14 protein-coding genes are annotated in these 15,715 nt (G+C 32.9%); all 14 read left to right on the top strand.

The genetic code is table 11. The annotated features are described in order from the left end of the window. Position 1 precedes the first annotated feature (1 nt). The 14 genes from wecB (at position 2) to R8806_RS07645 (ending at position 15,463) form a co-directional block, all read left to right on the top strand. Positions 2 to 1,162: a non-hydrolyzing UDP-N-acetylglucosamine 2-epimerase gene (wecB, locus tag R8806_RS07710; protein WP_124318090.1), complete on the top strand. Its 1,161-nt coding sequence runs from the start codon at positions 2 to 4 to the stop codon at positions 1,160 to 1,162. Positions 1,163 to 1,171: 9 nt separating this feature from the next. After that, entirely contained in the window at positions 1,172 to 2,605 is a 1,434-nt protein-coding gene (locus R8806_RS07705) for a lipopolysaccharide biosynthesis protein (RefSeq protein ID WP_151412150.1), read from the top strand. 2 nt (positions 2,606 to 2,607) lie between these two features. Beyond that, a complete protein-coding gene (locus tag R8806_RS07700) occupies positions 2,608 to 3,720 on the top strand; it encodes a DegT/DnrJ/EryC1/StrS family aminotransferase (protein ID WP_124318328.1) in 1,113 nt (370 codons plus the stop codon). Further along, on the top strand, positions 3,720 to 4,937 hold the full coding sequence (locus tag R8806_RS07695; protein ID WP_124318195.1) for an ATP-grasp domain-containing protein: 1,218 nt from the start codon (positions 3,720 to 3,722) through the stop codon (positions 4,935 to 4,937). Before R8806_RS07700 ends, R8806_RS07695 begins: the two co-directional genes overlap by 1 nt. 69 nt (positions 4,938 to 5,006) lie before the next feature. Further along, positions 5,007 to 6,014, top strand: a complete 1,008-nt coding sequence (locus tag R8806_RS07690; RefSeq protein ID WP_124318196.1) for an NAD-dependent epimerase/dehydratase family protein — start codon at positions 5,007 to 5,009, stop codon at positions 6,012 to 6,014. Continuing rightward, a complete protein-coding gene (locus R8806_RS07685) occupies positions 6,011 to 7,219 on the top strand; it encodes an ATP-grasp domain-containing protein (RefSeq protein WP_151412151.1) in 1,209 nt (402 codons plus the stop codon). Before R8806_RS07690 ends, R8806_RS07685 begins: the two co-directional genes overlap by 4 nt. Before the next feature lie 191 nt (positions 7,220 to 7,410). After that, the gene (locus R8806_RS07680) at positions 7,411 to 8,550 is read left to right on the top strand and encodes a sugar-transfer associated ATP-grasp domain-containing protein (RefSeq protein ID WP_151412152.1); all 1,140 of its coding nucleotides are present in this window, start codon (positions 7,411 to 7,413) and stop codon (positions 8,548 to 8,550) included. Between the two features lie 196 nt (positions 8,551 to 8,746). Then, the gene (locus R8806_RS07675) at positions 8,747 to 9,724 is read left to right on the top strand and encodes a polysaccharide deacetylase family protein (protein WP_151412153.1); all 978 of its coding nucleotides are present in this window, start codon (positions 8,747 to 8,749) and stop codon (positions 9,722 to 9,724) included. Continuing rightward, positions 9,697 to 10,863, top strand: a complete 1,167-nt coding sequence (locus R8806_RS07670; RefSeq protein WP_151412154.1) for a glycosyltransferase family 4 protein — start codon at positions 9,697 to 9,699, stop codon at positions 10,861 to 10,863. The genes R8806_RS07675 and R8806_RS07670 overlap by 28 nt, the downstream gene beginning before the upstream one ends. A 17-nt stretch (positions 10,864 to 10,880) precedes the next feature. Continuing rightward, on the top strand, positions 10,881 to 11,369 hold the full coding sequence (locus R8806_RS07665) for a DapH/DapD/GlmU-related protein (protein ID WP_124318445.1): 489 nt from the start codon (positions 10,881 to 10,883) through the stop codon (positions 11,367 to 11,369). A 385-nt stretch (positions 11,370 to 11,754) separates the two neighbouring features. After that, entirely contained in the window at positions 11,755 to 12,609 is an 855-nt protein-coding gene (locus R8806_RS07660) for an O-antigen ligase family protein (RefSeq protein ID WP_167513943.1), read from the top strand. Between the two features lie 29 nt (positions 12,610 to 12,638). Then, complete coding sequence (locus R8806_RS07655; protein WP_151412156.1) at positions 12,639 to 13,862, top strand: hypothetical protein; 1,224 nt, start codon at positions 12,639 to 12,641, stop codon at positions 13,860 to 13,862. 13 nt (positions 13,863 to 13,875) lie between these two features. Beyond that, a complete protein-coding gene (locus R8806_RS07650; protein WP_124317087.1) occupies positions 13,876 to 14,997 on the top strand; it encodes a glycosyltransferase in 1,122 nt (373 codons plus the stop codon). Further along, complete coding sequence (locus R8806_RS07645; protein WP_183312877.1) at positions 14,987 to 15,463, top strand: serine O-acetyltransferase; 477 nt, start codon at positions 14,987 to 14,989, stop codon at positions 15,461 to 15,463. Before R8806_RS07650 ends, R8806_RS07645 begins: the two co-directional genes overlap by 11 nt. Positions 15,464 to 15,715: the final 252 nt, after the last annotated feature.

Below are 15,715 nucleotides of genomic sequence, written 5' to 3'. Positions count from 1 at the left end.
GATGAAAAAAATAATGTTAGTTTTTGGAACTCGTCCGGAAGCGATTAAAATGGCTCCTCTAGTGAAGGAATTCCAAAAATATCCGGAACAATTTCAAACAATTGTTTGCGTGACGGGACAGCATCGGGAAATGTTAGATCAAGTACTTCATATATTCGAGATTACACCTGATAATGATTTGAATATCATGAAACAAGGACAGGATTTATATGATGTGACGGCACGGGTTTTAACAGGAATGCGTGATGTTTTAAAAGAAGCTAATCCTGACATTGTTTTAGTACATGGAGATACTACAACGTCAATGGCTGCGGCTTTGGCTGCATTTTATCAACAGATACCGGTGGGTCACGTAGAGGCAGGTTTACGTACTCATGATATTTATAGCCCTTGGCCGGAGGAGATGAATCGTCAGATAACAGGACGAATCGCAACTTACCATTTTTCACCGACGCCTTTAAGTCGTCAAAATTTGTTAGATGAAGGTGTTTGTGATGAAAAAATTACGGTAACAGGGAACACGGTTATTGATGCCTTGTATATGGTAGTAGAACGGATAAAAAATGATAAAACATTAGATTTAGAGTTGAATTGTTCTTTGATCAATGCTGGGTATAATGTAGATCGTTTAAATGCAGGTAAGAGATTGGTATTGATAACTGGGCACAGAAGAGAGAATTTTGGCGAGGGTTTTATTAATATTTGTAAAGCAATAAAAGCATTAGTTGAAAAATTTCCAGATGTGGATTTTGTTTATCCGATGCATTTGAATCCTAATGTGAGAAAGCCAATACATGAAATGTTTGGAAAAGGTTTATCGAATTTGAAAAATATGTTTTTTATTGAGCCATTGGAATATTTGTCGTTTGTTTTTCTAATGGAAAAATCAACAATTGTGTTGACCGATAGTGGTGGAATTCAGGAAGAAGCTCCGGGATTAGGAAAACCTGTTTTAGTTATGCGAAATACTACGGAGCGTCCGGAGGCATTGGAGGCGGGAACTGTGAAATTGGTTGGAACGGATTTTAATAGGATTGTAGAGGAAGTTTCTCGTTTATTGGAAGATCAAGGTTATTATGGTGTGATGAGTGAAGCAGTGAATCCTTATGGAGATGGAAAGGCATGTGAGAGGATTGTTTATCAATTAAAAAATACAAGATAATTATCTTAGATGGTTGAATCTCTAAAGAATAAAACCGTAAAAGGGGTTGTTTGGAGCAGTGTGGAACGTTTTGCCGTAGCAGGATTACAATTTGTGATTATGATTATTATGGCTAGAGTCCTTACACCAGAAGATTATGGCTTGGTTGCAATGTTGCAAATATTTATTGCAGTGTCTCAATCTTTAATAGATAGTGGTTTTTCGCAAGCTTTAATTCGAAAATTAGATCGGACACAGGCAGATTATTCTACAGTATTTTATTTTAATATTGGGGTTGGCTTCTTTTTATATATGGTATTGTTTGTTGCTGCTCCTTTGATTGCTGATTTTTATAAAGTACCGGAATTGGTTGATATAACTCGTGTAATGGCGATTGGAATGGCTATTAATTCGTTCACAGTTGTGCAACGGGCAATTTTAACTATTAATATTGATTTTAAAACTCAAGCAAAAGCTACTGTTATTGCATCTATTATATCTGGTGTTATAGGTATAAGTATGGCATATAGTGGGTGTGGTGTGTGGTCTATTATAGTACAACAGCTTAGTAATATAGGCGTTAATGCAATTGTTTTGTGGTTCGTGTCACGTTGGCGTCCATCTAAATGTTTTTCTATGAAATCGTTTCGAGAATTGTTTGGTTTTGGTTCAAAATTGATGCTTTCAGGTTTGTTGAGTACTTTATGGAGTAATATTTACTTGATTGTAATTGGTAAGGCTTTTCCTAAAGCTGATTTGGGTTATTATACAAGGGCTCAACAATTTGCTGACTTTCCAGCTTCGGCTTTGACAGGAGTCTTTCAGAGAGTGACTTATCCCGTATTGTGTCATTTACAGAATGACAATGAACGTTTAGCTCAAAGTTATAGGAAATTATTGCGAATTGTTGCTTTTATTATTTTCCCTATTATGATTGGTCTTGCTGCAATATCGACACCTTTAGTTCTTCTTTTGCTAAGGGAACAATGGTTGTTTACTGCAGATTTATTGAAAGTTATATGTCTATTCATGATGTTTTATCCTGTACATGCGATTAATTTGAATTTGTTACAAGTAAAAGGGCGATCGGAGTTGTTTTTACGTTTGGAGGTTATAAAAAAAATAATCGGAATTGTAATACTAGTTATTACATTACCAATGGGATTAATGACAATGTGTGTAGGGCAAATAGCATCTTCGCTAATTTCTTTGGTAATTAATACTTATTATACAGGAAAATTGATAAATGTTGGGTTTGTTCGACAGATATTGGATTTGTCGCCTATTTTGTTGTTGACTTTTATTATGGGAGGCGGAGTTTATTATATAGTTACCTTTTTTACAAATATTCTTTTCCAGTTGTTAGCTGGTATAGGATTTGGCATTCTTTTCTATAGTGTGACTGCTTGGTTATTGAGATTCTCAGAGATGAAAGAATTAATGGCCATTATTAGACGTAATTAATTATGGATATTCAAAAGCAAATAACAGTGACGGCACCTTTGTTGCCTTCTTTGGATGATTTCCTGCCTTATCTGCAGGATATTTGGGAACGTAAATGGATTACAAATAACGGGTATTACCATCAGGAGTTGGAGAAAGCTTTGTGTGAGTACCTGAAAGTGCCGTATATCAGCTTGTTTACGAATGGTACGCTTCCCTTAATATGTGCTTTGCAAGCTTTGCGTATTACAGGGGAGGTGATTACGACACCATATAGTTTCGTGGCGACAACACATTCTTTGTGGTGGAATGGAATCAAACCTGTGTTTGTCGATATCGATTCGGATACATGCAATATTGACGTAGATAAGATTGAGTCTGCTATTACACCAAAGACGACAGCGATTATGCCCGTACATGTATATGGGAAGCCTTGTGATGTGAAACGCATTCAGGAGATTGCAGACAAATATGGTTTGAAGGTGATTTATGATGCGGCGCATGCTTTTGGAGTGGAGGTAGATGGTAGGTCCGTGTTAGAAGTTGGTGATATGTCTACGTTAAGTTTTCATGCCACAAAAGTATTCAACACGGTGGAAGGTGGTGCTTTAGTTTGTTGTGATGAAAAGACTAAACAGCGAATTGATTATTTGAAAAATTTTGGTTTTGCAGGAGAAACAACGATTGTGGCTCCTGGTATCAACGGAAAAATGGATGAGGTGCGTTCCGCTTATGGTCTGTTGAATTTGAAACAAGTGGACAAGGCTATAGAAGCTCGTCGCAAGGTTGCAGTTTGCTATCGTGAAGTTTTGCGGGATGTTCCAGGAATCAGTTTTATGGAAGATATGCCGGGTGTTCGGCATAATTACTCTTATTTTCCTGTTTTTGTGAATGCAGAAAAATACGGGATGACACGGGATGAACTTTATTTCAAAATGAAAGAACACGGGGTTTTAGGGCGACGTTATTTTTACCCGTTGATAAGTGAATTTTCCACTTATCGAGGATTAGAATCTGCCAGACTAGAGAATTTGTCTGTAGCATGTAAGATTGCAGATAGTGTTATTTGTTTGCCGATACATCATGAATTAGGGGTGGAAGAAATAGATAGAATACTAAGTTTGATTGTATTGTAATGAATAATATCGGTAGACGGAAAAAATTATTATTGTTGGGAGGATTACGGTATTTACTTCCGGTTATTAAAGTAGCACATAATCTAGGATATTACGTGATTACGTGTGATTATCTTCCAAGTAATATCGCTCATCAATATGCAGATGAGTATCACAATGTGAGTATTATTGATAAAGAGGCCGTGTTGACGTTAGCGAAGGAGTTACAGATAGATGGAATTATGTCATTTGCGGTAGACCCTGGTGTTATGACTGCTGCATACGTACAGGAACAATTGGGATTGCCTGCTTGTGGACCGTATGAGTCCGTGTGTATTTTGCAGAATAAGGATAAGTTTCGTGCTTTTTTGTCTGAGCATAGTTTTAGCGTGCCTTGGGCATTTGGTTTTTCTTCCATAGAAGATGCATTGTTGAAATCAGATGTTTTTACTTATCCTCTTATTGTTAAGCCAACAGATTCTGCGGGGAGTAAAGGGGTTACACGTGTTGATTTTTCAACAGAATTGGAGTATGCATTGCATGAGGCGTTTTTACATTCTATGTCCAGACGGGTGATTGTTGAGGAATTTATTGAAAAAGAGGGGTGTTCTTCTGATTCGGATTGTTTTTCTGTAGATGGAGAATTAAAATTTGTTTCTTTTTCGGCACAACATTTTGATGATCAAGCAGCTAATCCTTATACACCTTCAGCATATAGTTGGCCGTCAACTTTTACTGAAACACAAGAAAAGGAGTTGACATCAGAAATACAACGATTGTTGAAGCTTTTGGGGATGCGGACTTCTATTTATAATGTAGAAACCCGTATCGGTAAAAATGGAAAAATATATATTATGGAAGTATCTCCGCGAGGAGGGGGAAATCGTTTGGCCGAAATGTTACAATATGCCATGGGAGTGGATTTGATAAGTAATACTGTAAGGGCTGCAATGGGGGATGAAGTGGTAAACGTGGAGCAACGACCTTGTAATGAGTATTGGGTAGAAGTGATATTGCATGCCGATAAAGAAGGGATATTTGTAGGTTTAGAAATATCTCGAGAAGTGGCATGTTATGTTGTTGAAACTGATTTGTGGATACAGAAGGGGGATCGGGTCTCTGTTTTTAATGGTGCTAATGATACAATAGGTACCATGATTGTTCGATTTTTTTCAGTAGATCAATTAAATGAAAGAATTACGAGTGTGAATCAGTGGGTACGAATTAACGTGAATTGATGTATTGTTTATAAATCAGTAAAAATAGTGTTAGTAAATTTATTGTATTTAAATTAGTAATAATTGAAAATGAAAAAAATAATAGTTTTTGGTGCGACTGGAAATTTGGGAGCAAATATTTGTCTTCATCTGAAAGATAAATATGAAATTATTCCTGTTGGGCATAGGAAAAATGATAATGGCTTTTTTGCAGATTATAACATGCATTATTATTCGGTTGATATTAGTAAAAAGCAAGATTTTAATCAACTTCCTCATAAAGATGTTTATGCTGTCTTGAATTTCGCAGGAATGTTACCTGCTTCTATGAAAGGTTACGATCCAGAACTATATATATCTTCAATAATTTGTGGAACATTAAATATTCTTGAGTATATAAGAAAAATCAATGTGGATAGAATCATATTTCCTCAATCGTTGTTTGATATTAGTTATTTATTTGGAACAAAAACTCCGATTCCTGCAAATTCTATACGTAAAGCTCCGTATGAAGGTGATCATGCAATGTATGTGATTGCTAAAAATGCAGCAGTAGACATGATTGAACACTATCATTCTTTATATGGTTTGAAACGTTTCATATTTCGGTTATCGAGAATTTATAGTTATGATCCTAATCCATACACGTATACAGACGGAGAAAAGGTACTTATTTCTGATAGGTATTTAATTTATCGTGCAATGGAAGGTAAAGATTTGGAGATATGGGGAGATCCTAAACGTTTGTTAGAAACAGTACATGTTTATGATTTTTTACAGATAATCGAAAGATCTTTGGAAGTAGACCATGAAGGAGGAATTTATAATGTTGCGAGTGGAGGAAGCACTATCGAAGAAAGAGTGAAAGGAATAATGGAAATTTTTAATCCTAATCCCAATGCTAAAATTATTTATGCTCCAGAAAAAACAAATTCTACACAGTTTGTCCTTGATTATTTAAAAACAGTTAATGAATTAGGTTATAAACCATCATATACTTGGAAAGATTATTTAGAGTATTTTAAAGAGGAAATGAAAGTACAACGGTTTAAGAAGCTTTGGGGAGAGGAAAAAGATTATTACAAAAACAATATATGAAAAAAATACTGATATTAGGTGCTGCTAATGATCAACTACTTTTGATATCGAAATCAAAGGAACTTGGTTATTATGTTATAGTTTGTGATCGGACAACTACAAATCCTGGTCTAAAATATGTTGATAAACATTATCAGGTTGATTATATGGATCGGGAGGTTGTATTACAAATTGCAAAAGTTGAAGAAGTTGATGGGATAATATCGAATTCGGAAGTTGTAATGCAGAATGTCGCATATGTATGTGAAGAGTTGGGACTGCGTGGTAATACTTTAGAAAGTATTCGTAATATAGGAGAAAAGAATTTATTTAGAAAGTTACAAAATAGAATAGGAGTTTTTGCACCAAAGCAGACGGATGTAGATACAATGGAAAATGCTATCCAAGCAATAAAAGAAATGAGTTTGCCAGTATTGATAAAGCCATGTAGAAATTCTGCATCGAGAGGAATAACTAAGATAGATAGTTTTGATGAATCTCTAATAAGAAAATCGTTTGAAAATAGTGCTAGAGATTCTTGGAATAAAAAAGTTACAGTCGAAGAATTTGTTGAAATGCCTTCATTGACCGTGATAGAGGGAGATATTTTCATTTATGATGGTAAAATATTGTGGGATGGTATCTTTAATGACCAAAGAAGTTCTGGTGCACCAATGGTACCTATGAGTGATATTTCTCCATTGCATTTGTCAAGTGAGAAAAAGAATGTAATTAAAGATACCGTGGCCAAAATTGTGAAGGGGGCTGGACTTGAATTTGGTCAATTCAATATAGAAATGTATTTCACTAAAGATAACCAATTATTTGTTATTGAAATTAATACAAGGCAAGGGGGAATAGGGGTTCCTAAATTTATTGAACAATATTCTGGTTTAGATTACACAAAACTCTTAGTTTCATTATGTGTTAATGATTATAGCTATTGTAATGTATTGGATGAATGTCGGTATCCTATGTTTAAATATCTGACGCGTCACTCTGTGTTTAGTAGGGATGAAGGGATATATGATGGGTTATATATTGCTGAAGAAATAAAGGATTTTGTATGTGGTATTGAAGAAAATTTTAACAAAGGGGAAAAGGTCTTGATATGTGAAGACGGAACGGATGCCGTCGCTAGGATTGATTTTGAATTTCATACACTTGAAGAACAGAATAAGTATGCATATAGTATAGAAAATTATATTTATCCAAAATTAAAATAAAAAATGAATTGAAAATTTATAGTGGAGTTGTTCAAGAAATAAGAGCGAAAGCTTAACCTTGATCTCTTGGGATTTTGCGTTAAGTAAAAAAAGCAATGGACGGTTGTAAAAATAAGAGCAGGAGTCATATTATAAGCAGTTCAACAAGAATTAAAAAAATGCGAATTAATAGATAAGTTGAAATTAGGGAAATGAATAGAAAAGATCGGTATTTTGGGATGTCTCCACGTATTGCTCGATGGAAATTAGATACTCCATTCGAAAATTGGTTAGGTTATAAAGCAGATAAATCGGAGTTTTGGAAAAAACTTTACGTAATATATTATAAAATCTTTGATAGGAAATATTATAAAGGAGGGTTACCTTTTATAAAAGAAGAAATAGAATTACGTAGAGGAGAATGGGGTGAATTTAATGAATCTTATATTGTACGTGATATGATTTACTGTTTGCATCGTTTGGGGATTAGTTTTCAAGATTATTGTATATATGATTTAATAAATAAAAATTATCGTTGTCGTAATTCTTTCGTTACGGATAAAATGCGTTATTATTATTGTGATATTTTGAATGATAGAGAAATTTTGCCTTTGATGACAAATAAATATACATGCTATTTGAAATATCAAAGATTCTTTAAACGGGACGTGTTAGGGTGTTTTTCTGATGAAGATTTTGTGGCTTTTGAAAAATTTGTAACAAATCATCGAGATTTTATTTATAAGCCTTTAAATGAACATTCTGGACATGGTATTGCTAAATATAGTTTGGATGTAATTTCTATTTCAAGTTTTTTTCACGAAAAATTGAAACAGGGAGCTTTTGTTGTAGAAGAATTGATAACGCAAGGAGATGAAATAGCTGTGGTACATCCACAATCCGTGAATTCTTTTAGAGTTGTTACATTTACAATTGATAACAAAGTGTATATTTTGGGGGTTACTTGGAGAATTGGTACAGGAGAATCTATTATGGATAATGCTGGTGCTGGAGGTATATATGCAAGTATTGATTACCAATTAGGAGTTGTTGAATCGGATGCTGTAGATTATAGAGGTAAACATTTTAATATCCACCCAGATACTGGAGTGCAGATTGTTGGGTATAAATTACCTTGTTGGAATGAAGCATTGCTACTTGTTCATGATATGGCAACTCATCTTCCTGGTACAACTTTAATTTCTTGGGATATAGCTTATAGTGATAAAGGGTGGTTAATGATAGAAGCTAATGATAATGGTGATTGGAGTATTATACAATCTATTAAAAAGATAGGGAAAAAGGAAATCTTGTATAATTACATGGATGAGTATTTTTTAAAATGTAAATAAATTTTAGATAATAAATAGGAGTATATACGGAAAGGTATACTTTACTTATATCCTTGTAGCAAGGATAATCAATATATTAAGTACAAAATTGTGTGATAGGAGGCAGCTACTATGCTTTAGTGAAAAAGAATACTAATAATAATTTGTATATAATTAAAAAATTGAGGAAATCAAATTTAATTAGGAATTTTTGAGAATGAAAAAAGTAATTATGACTGTTGACGTAGAGGGACATGATGGTAGTGATCCTGTAACACATCTTATTATGGGAAAGACTGTGGATGGTACTAGTTATGGTATAGGTAAACTTATGGATATTTTTGATTATCATCATATTAAAGGTCTTTTTTTTGTAGATATTGCAGAAGCGTGGGATTATGGCGAAGCAGAAATTGCTACTGTACTTCGATATATAAAGGGAAGAGGGCATGATTGCGGTGTACATATTCATCCTGATCACATGGCTGATACTAATAGATTGTTTTTATGGGAATATACTAAAAATGAACAGAGAGAGATAATTAAAAAATGTACAGATTTTTATATCAAAATTCTTGGAGAAAAACCGAAAGCATTCCGTGCGGGGAAGTATGGAGCGAATCGTGATACTCTTGATATTTTAGTAGAAAATGGATATTTATGTGATTTTTCTGAATTTGTTGGTCAGCGATGGTGTCAAATTGAACCACCAGTAGCGTATAATAAAGCAACACGTTTGAGTAGTGGTTTGTTAGAGTTTCCAGTTACGTCATATAAAAGTTTTACGTTTGGGTCGTATTGTAGAAATGATAAATTAGATGCAAGTATGGCAATGAATGAGTTCAGATATTTAGTACCTCGTTTGGTAATGGAGGATTGTGTCGATCCAATTGTAATGTTTGTACATAGTTTTTCCTTATTAGATTGGAGGAAAACTCCAGATAAACCAAGAGTAAATAGGAAAAATATAAAAAAACTTGATATGATGCTTGCAATATTTAAAGAGGAATCAAGTTTGACTTTTGTATCATTGGATGAGTTACTTGATCAATCAATTATGAGTGAAGATGCATGCGAAACTATAATATCCATAAAAGGTTTTCGATCATGGCGATTCTTTATGCAGAGGGCTTGTAGTGTAATTAAAATGCGAGTTGAAACAAAAATGTGGAATACAAGGAGAAGGAAAAAATGAGAATTTATGTATTAATGGCAACGTATAGTCATCTTTATTCTAGTGGAGGGACTATCGCTAAAGCAACATACGAAATATTGCGGAAAGAGGGATATGATGTTAAAGTTATTTCAACTACAGATCAAAATATGCTGCAATGTAATGATGAGGTTACATATTTACCACTGGGATGGAAAATTCGTATAGGTTCGTTGCTGACTCGTATAGGGATGGCTGAGGACTATCTAGACCGATGGGTAAGTTCTGGATTAGAGTTTTTTAAAAAGGAGAATTTGACTCAAGAAGATTTACTTATTGCGACTAGTGTTGGTGAAATAGGAACACTCAAGCTTGCTAGTATATTGAAAAAGCTCTATAATTGTAAATATATTGCTCATTTACATGATCCTGTGAAGCATGCAAAAATGAATGGATATAAATACGATTGGAAACCTCATGCTTCACGTGAAAAGACTGAACGTAACTATCTGATCAATGCGGATTATGTCGTTACATGCTGTAATACATATTTAGAAGCATTGCACAAAAAATACTCTTTTTTGAGTAACCGTCTAGTTAACGCACACTTCGGTTGGATAGAGAGTGTCGAGAAATCAAATAGAAAAGCAGAGAATATATTAAGAATTGCATATGGAGGAAATTTTGGATGGCCACAATCTCCTGAAATTCTTGCGAAAGCTGTGGAGGGACTTGATGGTGTAGAAGCTGTTTTTATCGGAAAATATCAGAATTATAAACCTATATTGCGATTTACAGATAAATCTAACATTCGGTTGATTGACAGAATGAGTCATCGTGATTATATTATTTATATGCAAACTAATGTAGATGTTGCTTTTTTATCATTAAGTAAAGAATATTTTTCTGCATGTATTCCTGCAAAATTGTATGATTATATCAATATTGGTTTACCGATTTTAGCATCTTTACCAGATGGAGAAGCAAAAAAGATAATTAATGATAATCAATATGGAATTGCTGTATCAATTGATGTAAACGGATTACGCGAAGCAATTTGTTCTTTACTTGATGATAAGGTAAGACGTATTTTTATTAATAATATAAATTTGGATAAAAATAAATGGAATATAAAAAATCAATTATACCCATTAATTAATCTTGTCCATGAATTATCATAAACATTTTTGTTCATTGTATGAATAAAATTTTCTTTTTCTTTGTTAATATTTTAGCTGCAAGTAGATTTATGCCCAAAAGAATACGTTGTGTTATATACAAATTTTTGGGAATCGATAGTTATTCTAAAACTTTTGGAGCAGAATGTAGGATTACAACCAAAGAATTAAGCATTGGTTATGGGTGTTACATAAATCGGAACGTGATTTTTGATAATACTGCTCGAATTAGTATTGGCAATAATGTCTATATTGCAATGGGAGTACATTTTATTACGGAAGCACATCATGTCGGAACTTGTTGTAAAAGAGCAGGTAAAAACTATGCTAACTCCATTATTGTTGAAGATGGATGTTGGATAGGTGCAGATTCAATTATACTCCCGGGTGTTACTATAAAACATGGAACTATTATTGGCGCAGGGAGTGTTGTGACACACGATACTGATAGTAATGCTCTTTATTGTGGAAACCCAGCAATGAAAAAAAAAGAATATTGTGATGGTTAATTACAAGAATATTATCGTTCAGGCTACCGATCAAAATGCGTATCGCATTAGGGGAAATGTCTTATGGTTTATTCCATTTATTTTATTTTTTTCTATAGTTATATACATTCTTGGTTTGAGTGTTTATTCGAACTGGTTTTATCTTTCAATAATTTTATTAACTGTTTGTTTGAATATAAAGTTTCAAGGGTATCGCATACTTATGAGACCCTACGTATTAATATGCTTATATTATTTTGTATTTTGTTTGTTTCAAGGTTTACTTAGTGGTGTTAAATTAAGAGTGGCATTACAGGATATGTATGGAATTCTTTATTTTTTTACATCATATAGTATTGTTTTATCAGATCGATTCAGTGATCGGTGTATGATTAAAAATCTTTCAATGATAATTGTATTACTGATTCTTGTGTGTTGTTTCAATATTTTTAATACTGTATTTTCCGTTATTCAAAGGCAAGATCAAGAGGGATATCGTTTATTAATTTTTTCCATTGTTGGAGTGGGACCGGGATTATTATATTGTTTAAAAAATAATATACCAGTGAAAAAAATATATGCTATTATATTATTATTTTTATCTTGTCTTGCTGCTCTGATGTCATATTCTAAGCAGGCATATATAACAGTGGTCATCTCATTTATTATTTCTGCATTTTTATATTCAAAGAATATTTTTAAGACCTTGCGTAAACTGTTGATTTTTGGGATAATATTGTTGGGAGGAGGGCTGTTTTTTTCTTTATTAGCAGGTAAAATATCAATATTGAATACAATTAGTGAAGTATCATTATATAATTTGTATATTTTATTCGATAAAGATGCCTTTCTTTCACAAGAGGATTATCGAATAACAGAGATAAATCAATCTATTGCAGCAATAAAAGAAAATATGATTTTTGGAATAGGTTTTGGACGTAGTTACTATCATTCGGGAAGTAATTTAGATAATTGGGTACATAATGGATGGTTATGGCTGTGGCTTGATACAGGATTGATTGGTGTAATATTGATGATATCTCCATTTGTAATTGGGGTAAAAAAATTCATAAAGGCAAGGAAACATGTAAGTGATTCTCTCTTGTTTTTATTGAATACTTCGATAATTTATGTGCTAACAATATGTATAAACAGTGTGGCATCTCCAATTTTTTTTAGGGATTATACATCAATGTTATTGTTAGGAATGTTTACAGGATATTTGAATCGTAAAACATATATAGATAGATTAGAATGTTAAATAAGTATGTTTTTATTACTCCAACAATTATGGATATTGGTGGAGCTCAGACATATATATATAGTAAAGCTTGTTTTCTTGAAAAACAAGGTTTTAAAGTTGTTATTGTTACGTCATATAAAGGCGAGAGAATATTGAATTTTTCGTGTCCTCATTATTATTATGAAGAACTATACTTTTCTCCGTGTGAGTATTGTAAAAAAAAACGGGAGAAAATTATTACATCTATCATTGAGTCGACACACGTGGATTGTGATACAATTATTGAATCATCGACAATAACAATGGGACAGTGGGCAGAATTTATAGCGGAACGAATAAATGCTAAACATTTGTGTTATTCTTTAGAGGAGAACTTCAGCATAAAGAAACGTTCCTTGTATGATTTTGTAAAATTTAAATCGATACGGAATGAGCTGGCGGGAATAAGTGAGTATTCTGTTGGGATGATGTTGAAATATTTTGAACACATTAAGGGAAAGAGTAGGCAATATTTATTAGCGGCCTCGGATGATCCAATAAAAGATATTGATTGTAATGAGGTATTAATGGAGCAGTGTTGTGGGGTGGATTATGTGATTGGAACGGTAGGGAGGACTGACAAAATCCTTTTTAAAGTTTTACTTGAAAAGATTCCAGAGTATACAAAAATGCATCCAGATAAACGATTTTTGTTGATATTTATAGGTGGGCCTACTGTTAATAATAAAGTGTTAGAAAGGTATAATTCAGATAATCTCACAATTGTTAATACTGGGTATATGTATCCTATACCAGAAAAGTTAATAAAAAAGTTATCTGTAAATATTGCAACGGCAGGAAGTGTATACATCACAGCTATGTACGATATTCCATCAATATCAACTTCTGCGATGGATGCAGAGGCTATAGGTATCTTTAATTACACGACGACAAAAAATTTGTATTTGGATGATAATTGTAGCGAGGAGGGGAAAAACAATTTGTATCATTTACTTGATAGTATATTGTTTGAAAATTATTGTGTAACACACCCAGCGATGGGAGTATTCGAGTATAGGACAAGTGAAAAAATATTCGATATATTTATGGGGCATCTGGATTATCTTAATAAATCATGTCAAACGGTTATGTATTATAATATAAATTCCATCAGGTGTACTAGGTATGAGAAAATGGTTTATTTTTTTATCATTATATTTGGGATAAAATTTACAAGATTTACTTATAATATTGTGATATATATTAAAAAAAGAATAAAAATAAATAAATAAATAGTTAATTGGGATGACAATTGTATTTTTACTAACACATATACCAGACCCGCGTATAAACAAACGTATTGAAATTGCAAAACGTTCTAATAAAGTTATAGTTATTTGTGTCCGACGGGCTTCACAAGATATTTGGGAACCATATTATCAAGATATCATTCATGAGATTATTCATGTGGATCTCCCATCTGCGAGACAAATCTTTAAAAGAATTCTTGCTTCTTCGAAATATGGAAATGTGGCTAATCGACTTTTAAAGAAATATAGACCAGATATTATTTATACAGAAGGACTCGATTCTCTTTCAATTGCTGTCCGATACACACGAAGGGCATTGTGCAAGATTATATATGAAGTAGCTGATTTAAGGGAGAGTTTCATTGAAACACCATGTTCAATAACTGCTCGTATATTGACACGTTTCATAAAAAATAAAGAAATAAATCTTTTTAGGTATGTGGATAAGTTGGTAATCACATCTGAAAAATTTTATGATATTCATTACAATCGTTTGATTTCTAAAGATAATGTGATATTAATGCCTAATATTCCTGATGAAGAGCCGTTAAAAAATTATTTTAAGAAAAAAAATGGAATGTTTACTGTTGGTTTTATCGGTGGAATTAGATATTTGAAACAGATGAAAATGTTAGTGGATGCTGCAGAAATAGTTGGATGCAATGTTTTGTTTGCAGGAGCGGGTGGAACCAATTATGATTACGAGCAGATAACTGATTATTGTAAAGACAAACGGTACGTTACATTTACTGGTAGGTATATTTACAACACTGATATTGCAAAATTGTATGGTATGGTGGATTGTGTATATGCGGTATATGATGCAGATAATCCAAATGTGAGAATAGCTTTGCCAAATAAGTTGTATGAAGCGGTTTATTGTAATTTACCAATTATTGTAGCTAAAAATACTTATTTGTCTCAAGTCGTAGAAAATTGGGGAGTTGGGATATCGGTTAATCATAATGATACGAATGATTTGGTCTACGGATTAAAGAAAATGATAAATGATCCAGAATTTTATGCTTCATTATCAATTGCGTGTCAATCAAAAAAATATGAGATAAGCAATGAGAGGTATAATGCTGATCTAAAAAATGTATTATATGCAAAATAATCTGCCTGTATTAAATTATAGATTTGTTCATTTCCTTCATATTCATAAAATGAAGAGAATTGCTAGGATGCTATCTTGGTTAAACCGTTTACTTTTTTCGGTTTGGATACCTGGAAGTTGTAATATAGGTAAAAATTTTAAGTTAGGTTATTGGGGATTAGGTGTTGTAATTCATAGTAATACAGTTGTAGGTAATAACTGTACTATCGCTCAAAATGTAACCATAGGTCGGAATTTTGGTGATAAAAATGTTCCTGTAATAGGTGATGATGTTTATATTGGTACAGGAAGTGTTATCTTTGGGGATATTACAATTGGTAATAATGTCATTGTGGGAGCAAATTCTGTTGTAAATAAATCAATTCCTGATAATTGTACAGTGGTGGGCAATCCTATGCGGATTATAAAAACGAATCGTGTAAAAAAATATTATGAGATAGATAATTGCAAGAATGTGGAGGGTTAGTTTGAATGGGTGGTGCAGAAGGGAGGAGAGGCGTTAATTCCATTTGAAAGTATTGTAAATACGACTCGTGCTTCTTTTGTTTGTATCGAAAGTTTAAAGAAGAAGGCTTGGGGTGAGATTAGATAATTTTGTCGGATTGTTCTTTGAAGTAAATGTCAACTTTTAGTAAGATTGATATAATATGGAATACGGTTAAGTACTTAAAACCGATTCAGTGGCGTTATCGTGCTAAGTTGTGGTGGCAACGATTCT

The sequence above is a fragment of the Butyricimonas faecihominis genome, assembly GCF_033096445.1.
Lineage (GTDB): Bacteria > Bacteroidota > Bacteroidia > Bacteroidales > Marinifilaceae > Butyricimonas > Butyricimonas faecihominis.
The sequence above is the reverse complement of the archived record's forward strand: the minus strand, read 5'-3'. Positions and strand labels throughout refer to the sequence as shown.

Coding starts and splice junctions, on each gene's coding strand:
- R8806_RS07665 (WP_124318445.1), top strand. CDS start 10,881: ATGAATAAAATTTTCTTTTTCTTTGTTAATATTTTAGCTGCAAGTAGA.
- R8806_RS07660 (WP_167513943.1), top strand. CDS start 11,755: ATGATAATTGTATTACTGATTCTTGTGTGTTGTTTCAATATTTTTAAT.
- R8806_RS07645 (WP_183312877.1), top strand. CDS start 14,987: ATGCAAAATAATCTGCCTGTATTAAATTATAGATTTGTTCATTTCCTT.
- R8806_RS07690 (WP_124318196.1), top strand. CDS start 5,007: ATGAAAAAAATAATAGTTTTTGGTGCGACTGGAAATTTGGGAGCAAAT.
- R8806_RS07650 (WP_124317087.1), top strand. CDS start 13,876: ATGACAATTGTATTTTTACTAACACATATACCAGACCCGCGTATAAAC.
- R8806_RS07655 (WP_151412156.1), top strand. CDS start 12,639: ATGGATATTGGTGGAGCTCAGACATATATATATAGTAAAGCTTGTTTT.
- R8806_RS07695 (WP_124318195.1), top strand. CDS start 3,720: ATGAATAATATCGGTAGACGGAAAAAATTATTATTGTTGGGAGGATTA.
- wecB (WP_124318090.1), top strand. CDS start 2: ATGAAAAAAATAATGTTAGTTTTTGGAACTCGTCCGGAAGCGATTAAA.
- R8806_RS07685 (WP_151412151.1), top strand. CDS start 6,011: ATGAAAAAAATACTGATATTAGGTGCTGCTAATGATCAACTACTTTTG.
- R8806_RS07680 (WP_151412152.1), top strand. CDS start 7,411: ATGAATAGAAAAGATCGGTATTTTGGGATGTCTCCACGTATTGCTCGA.
- R8806_RS07675 (WP_151412153.1), top strand. CDS start 8,747: ATGAAAAAAGTAATTATGACTGTTGACGTAGAGGGACATGATGGTAGT.
- R8806_RS07700 (WP_124318328.1), top strand. CDS start 2,608: ATGGATATTCAAAAGCAAATAACAGTGACGGCACCTTTGTTGCCTTCT.
- R8806_RS07705 (WP_151412150.1), top strand. CDS start 1,172: ATGGTTGAATCTCTAAAGAATAAAACCGTAAAAGGGGTTGTTTGGAGC.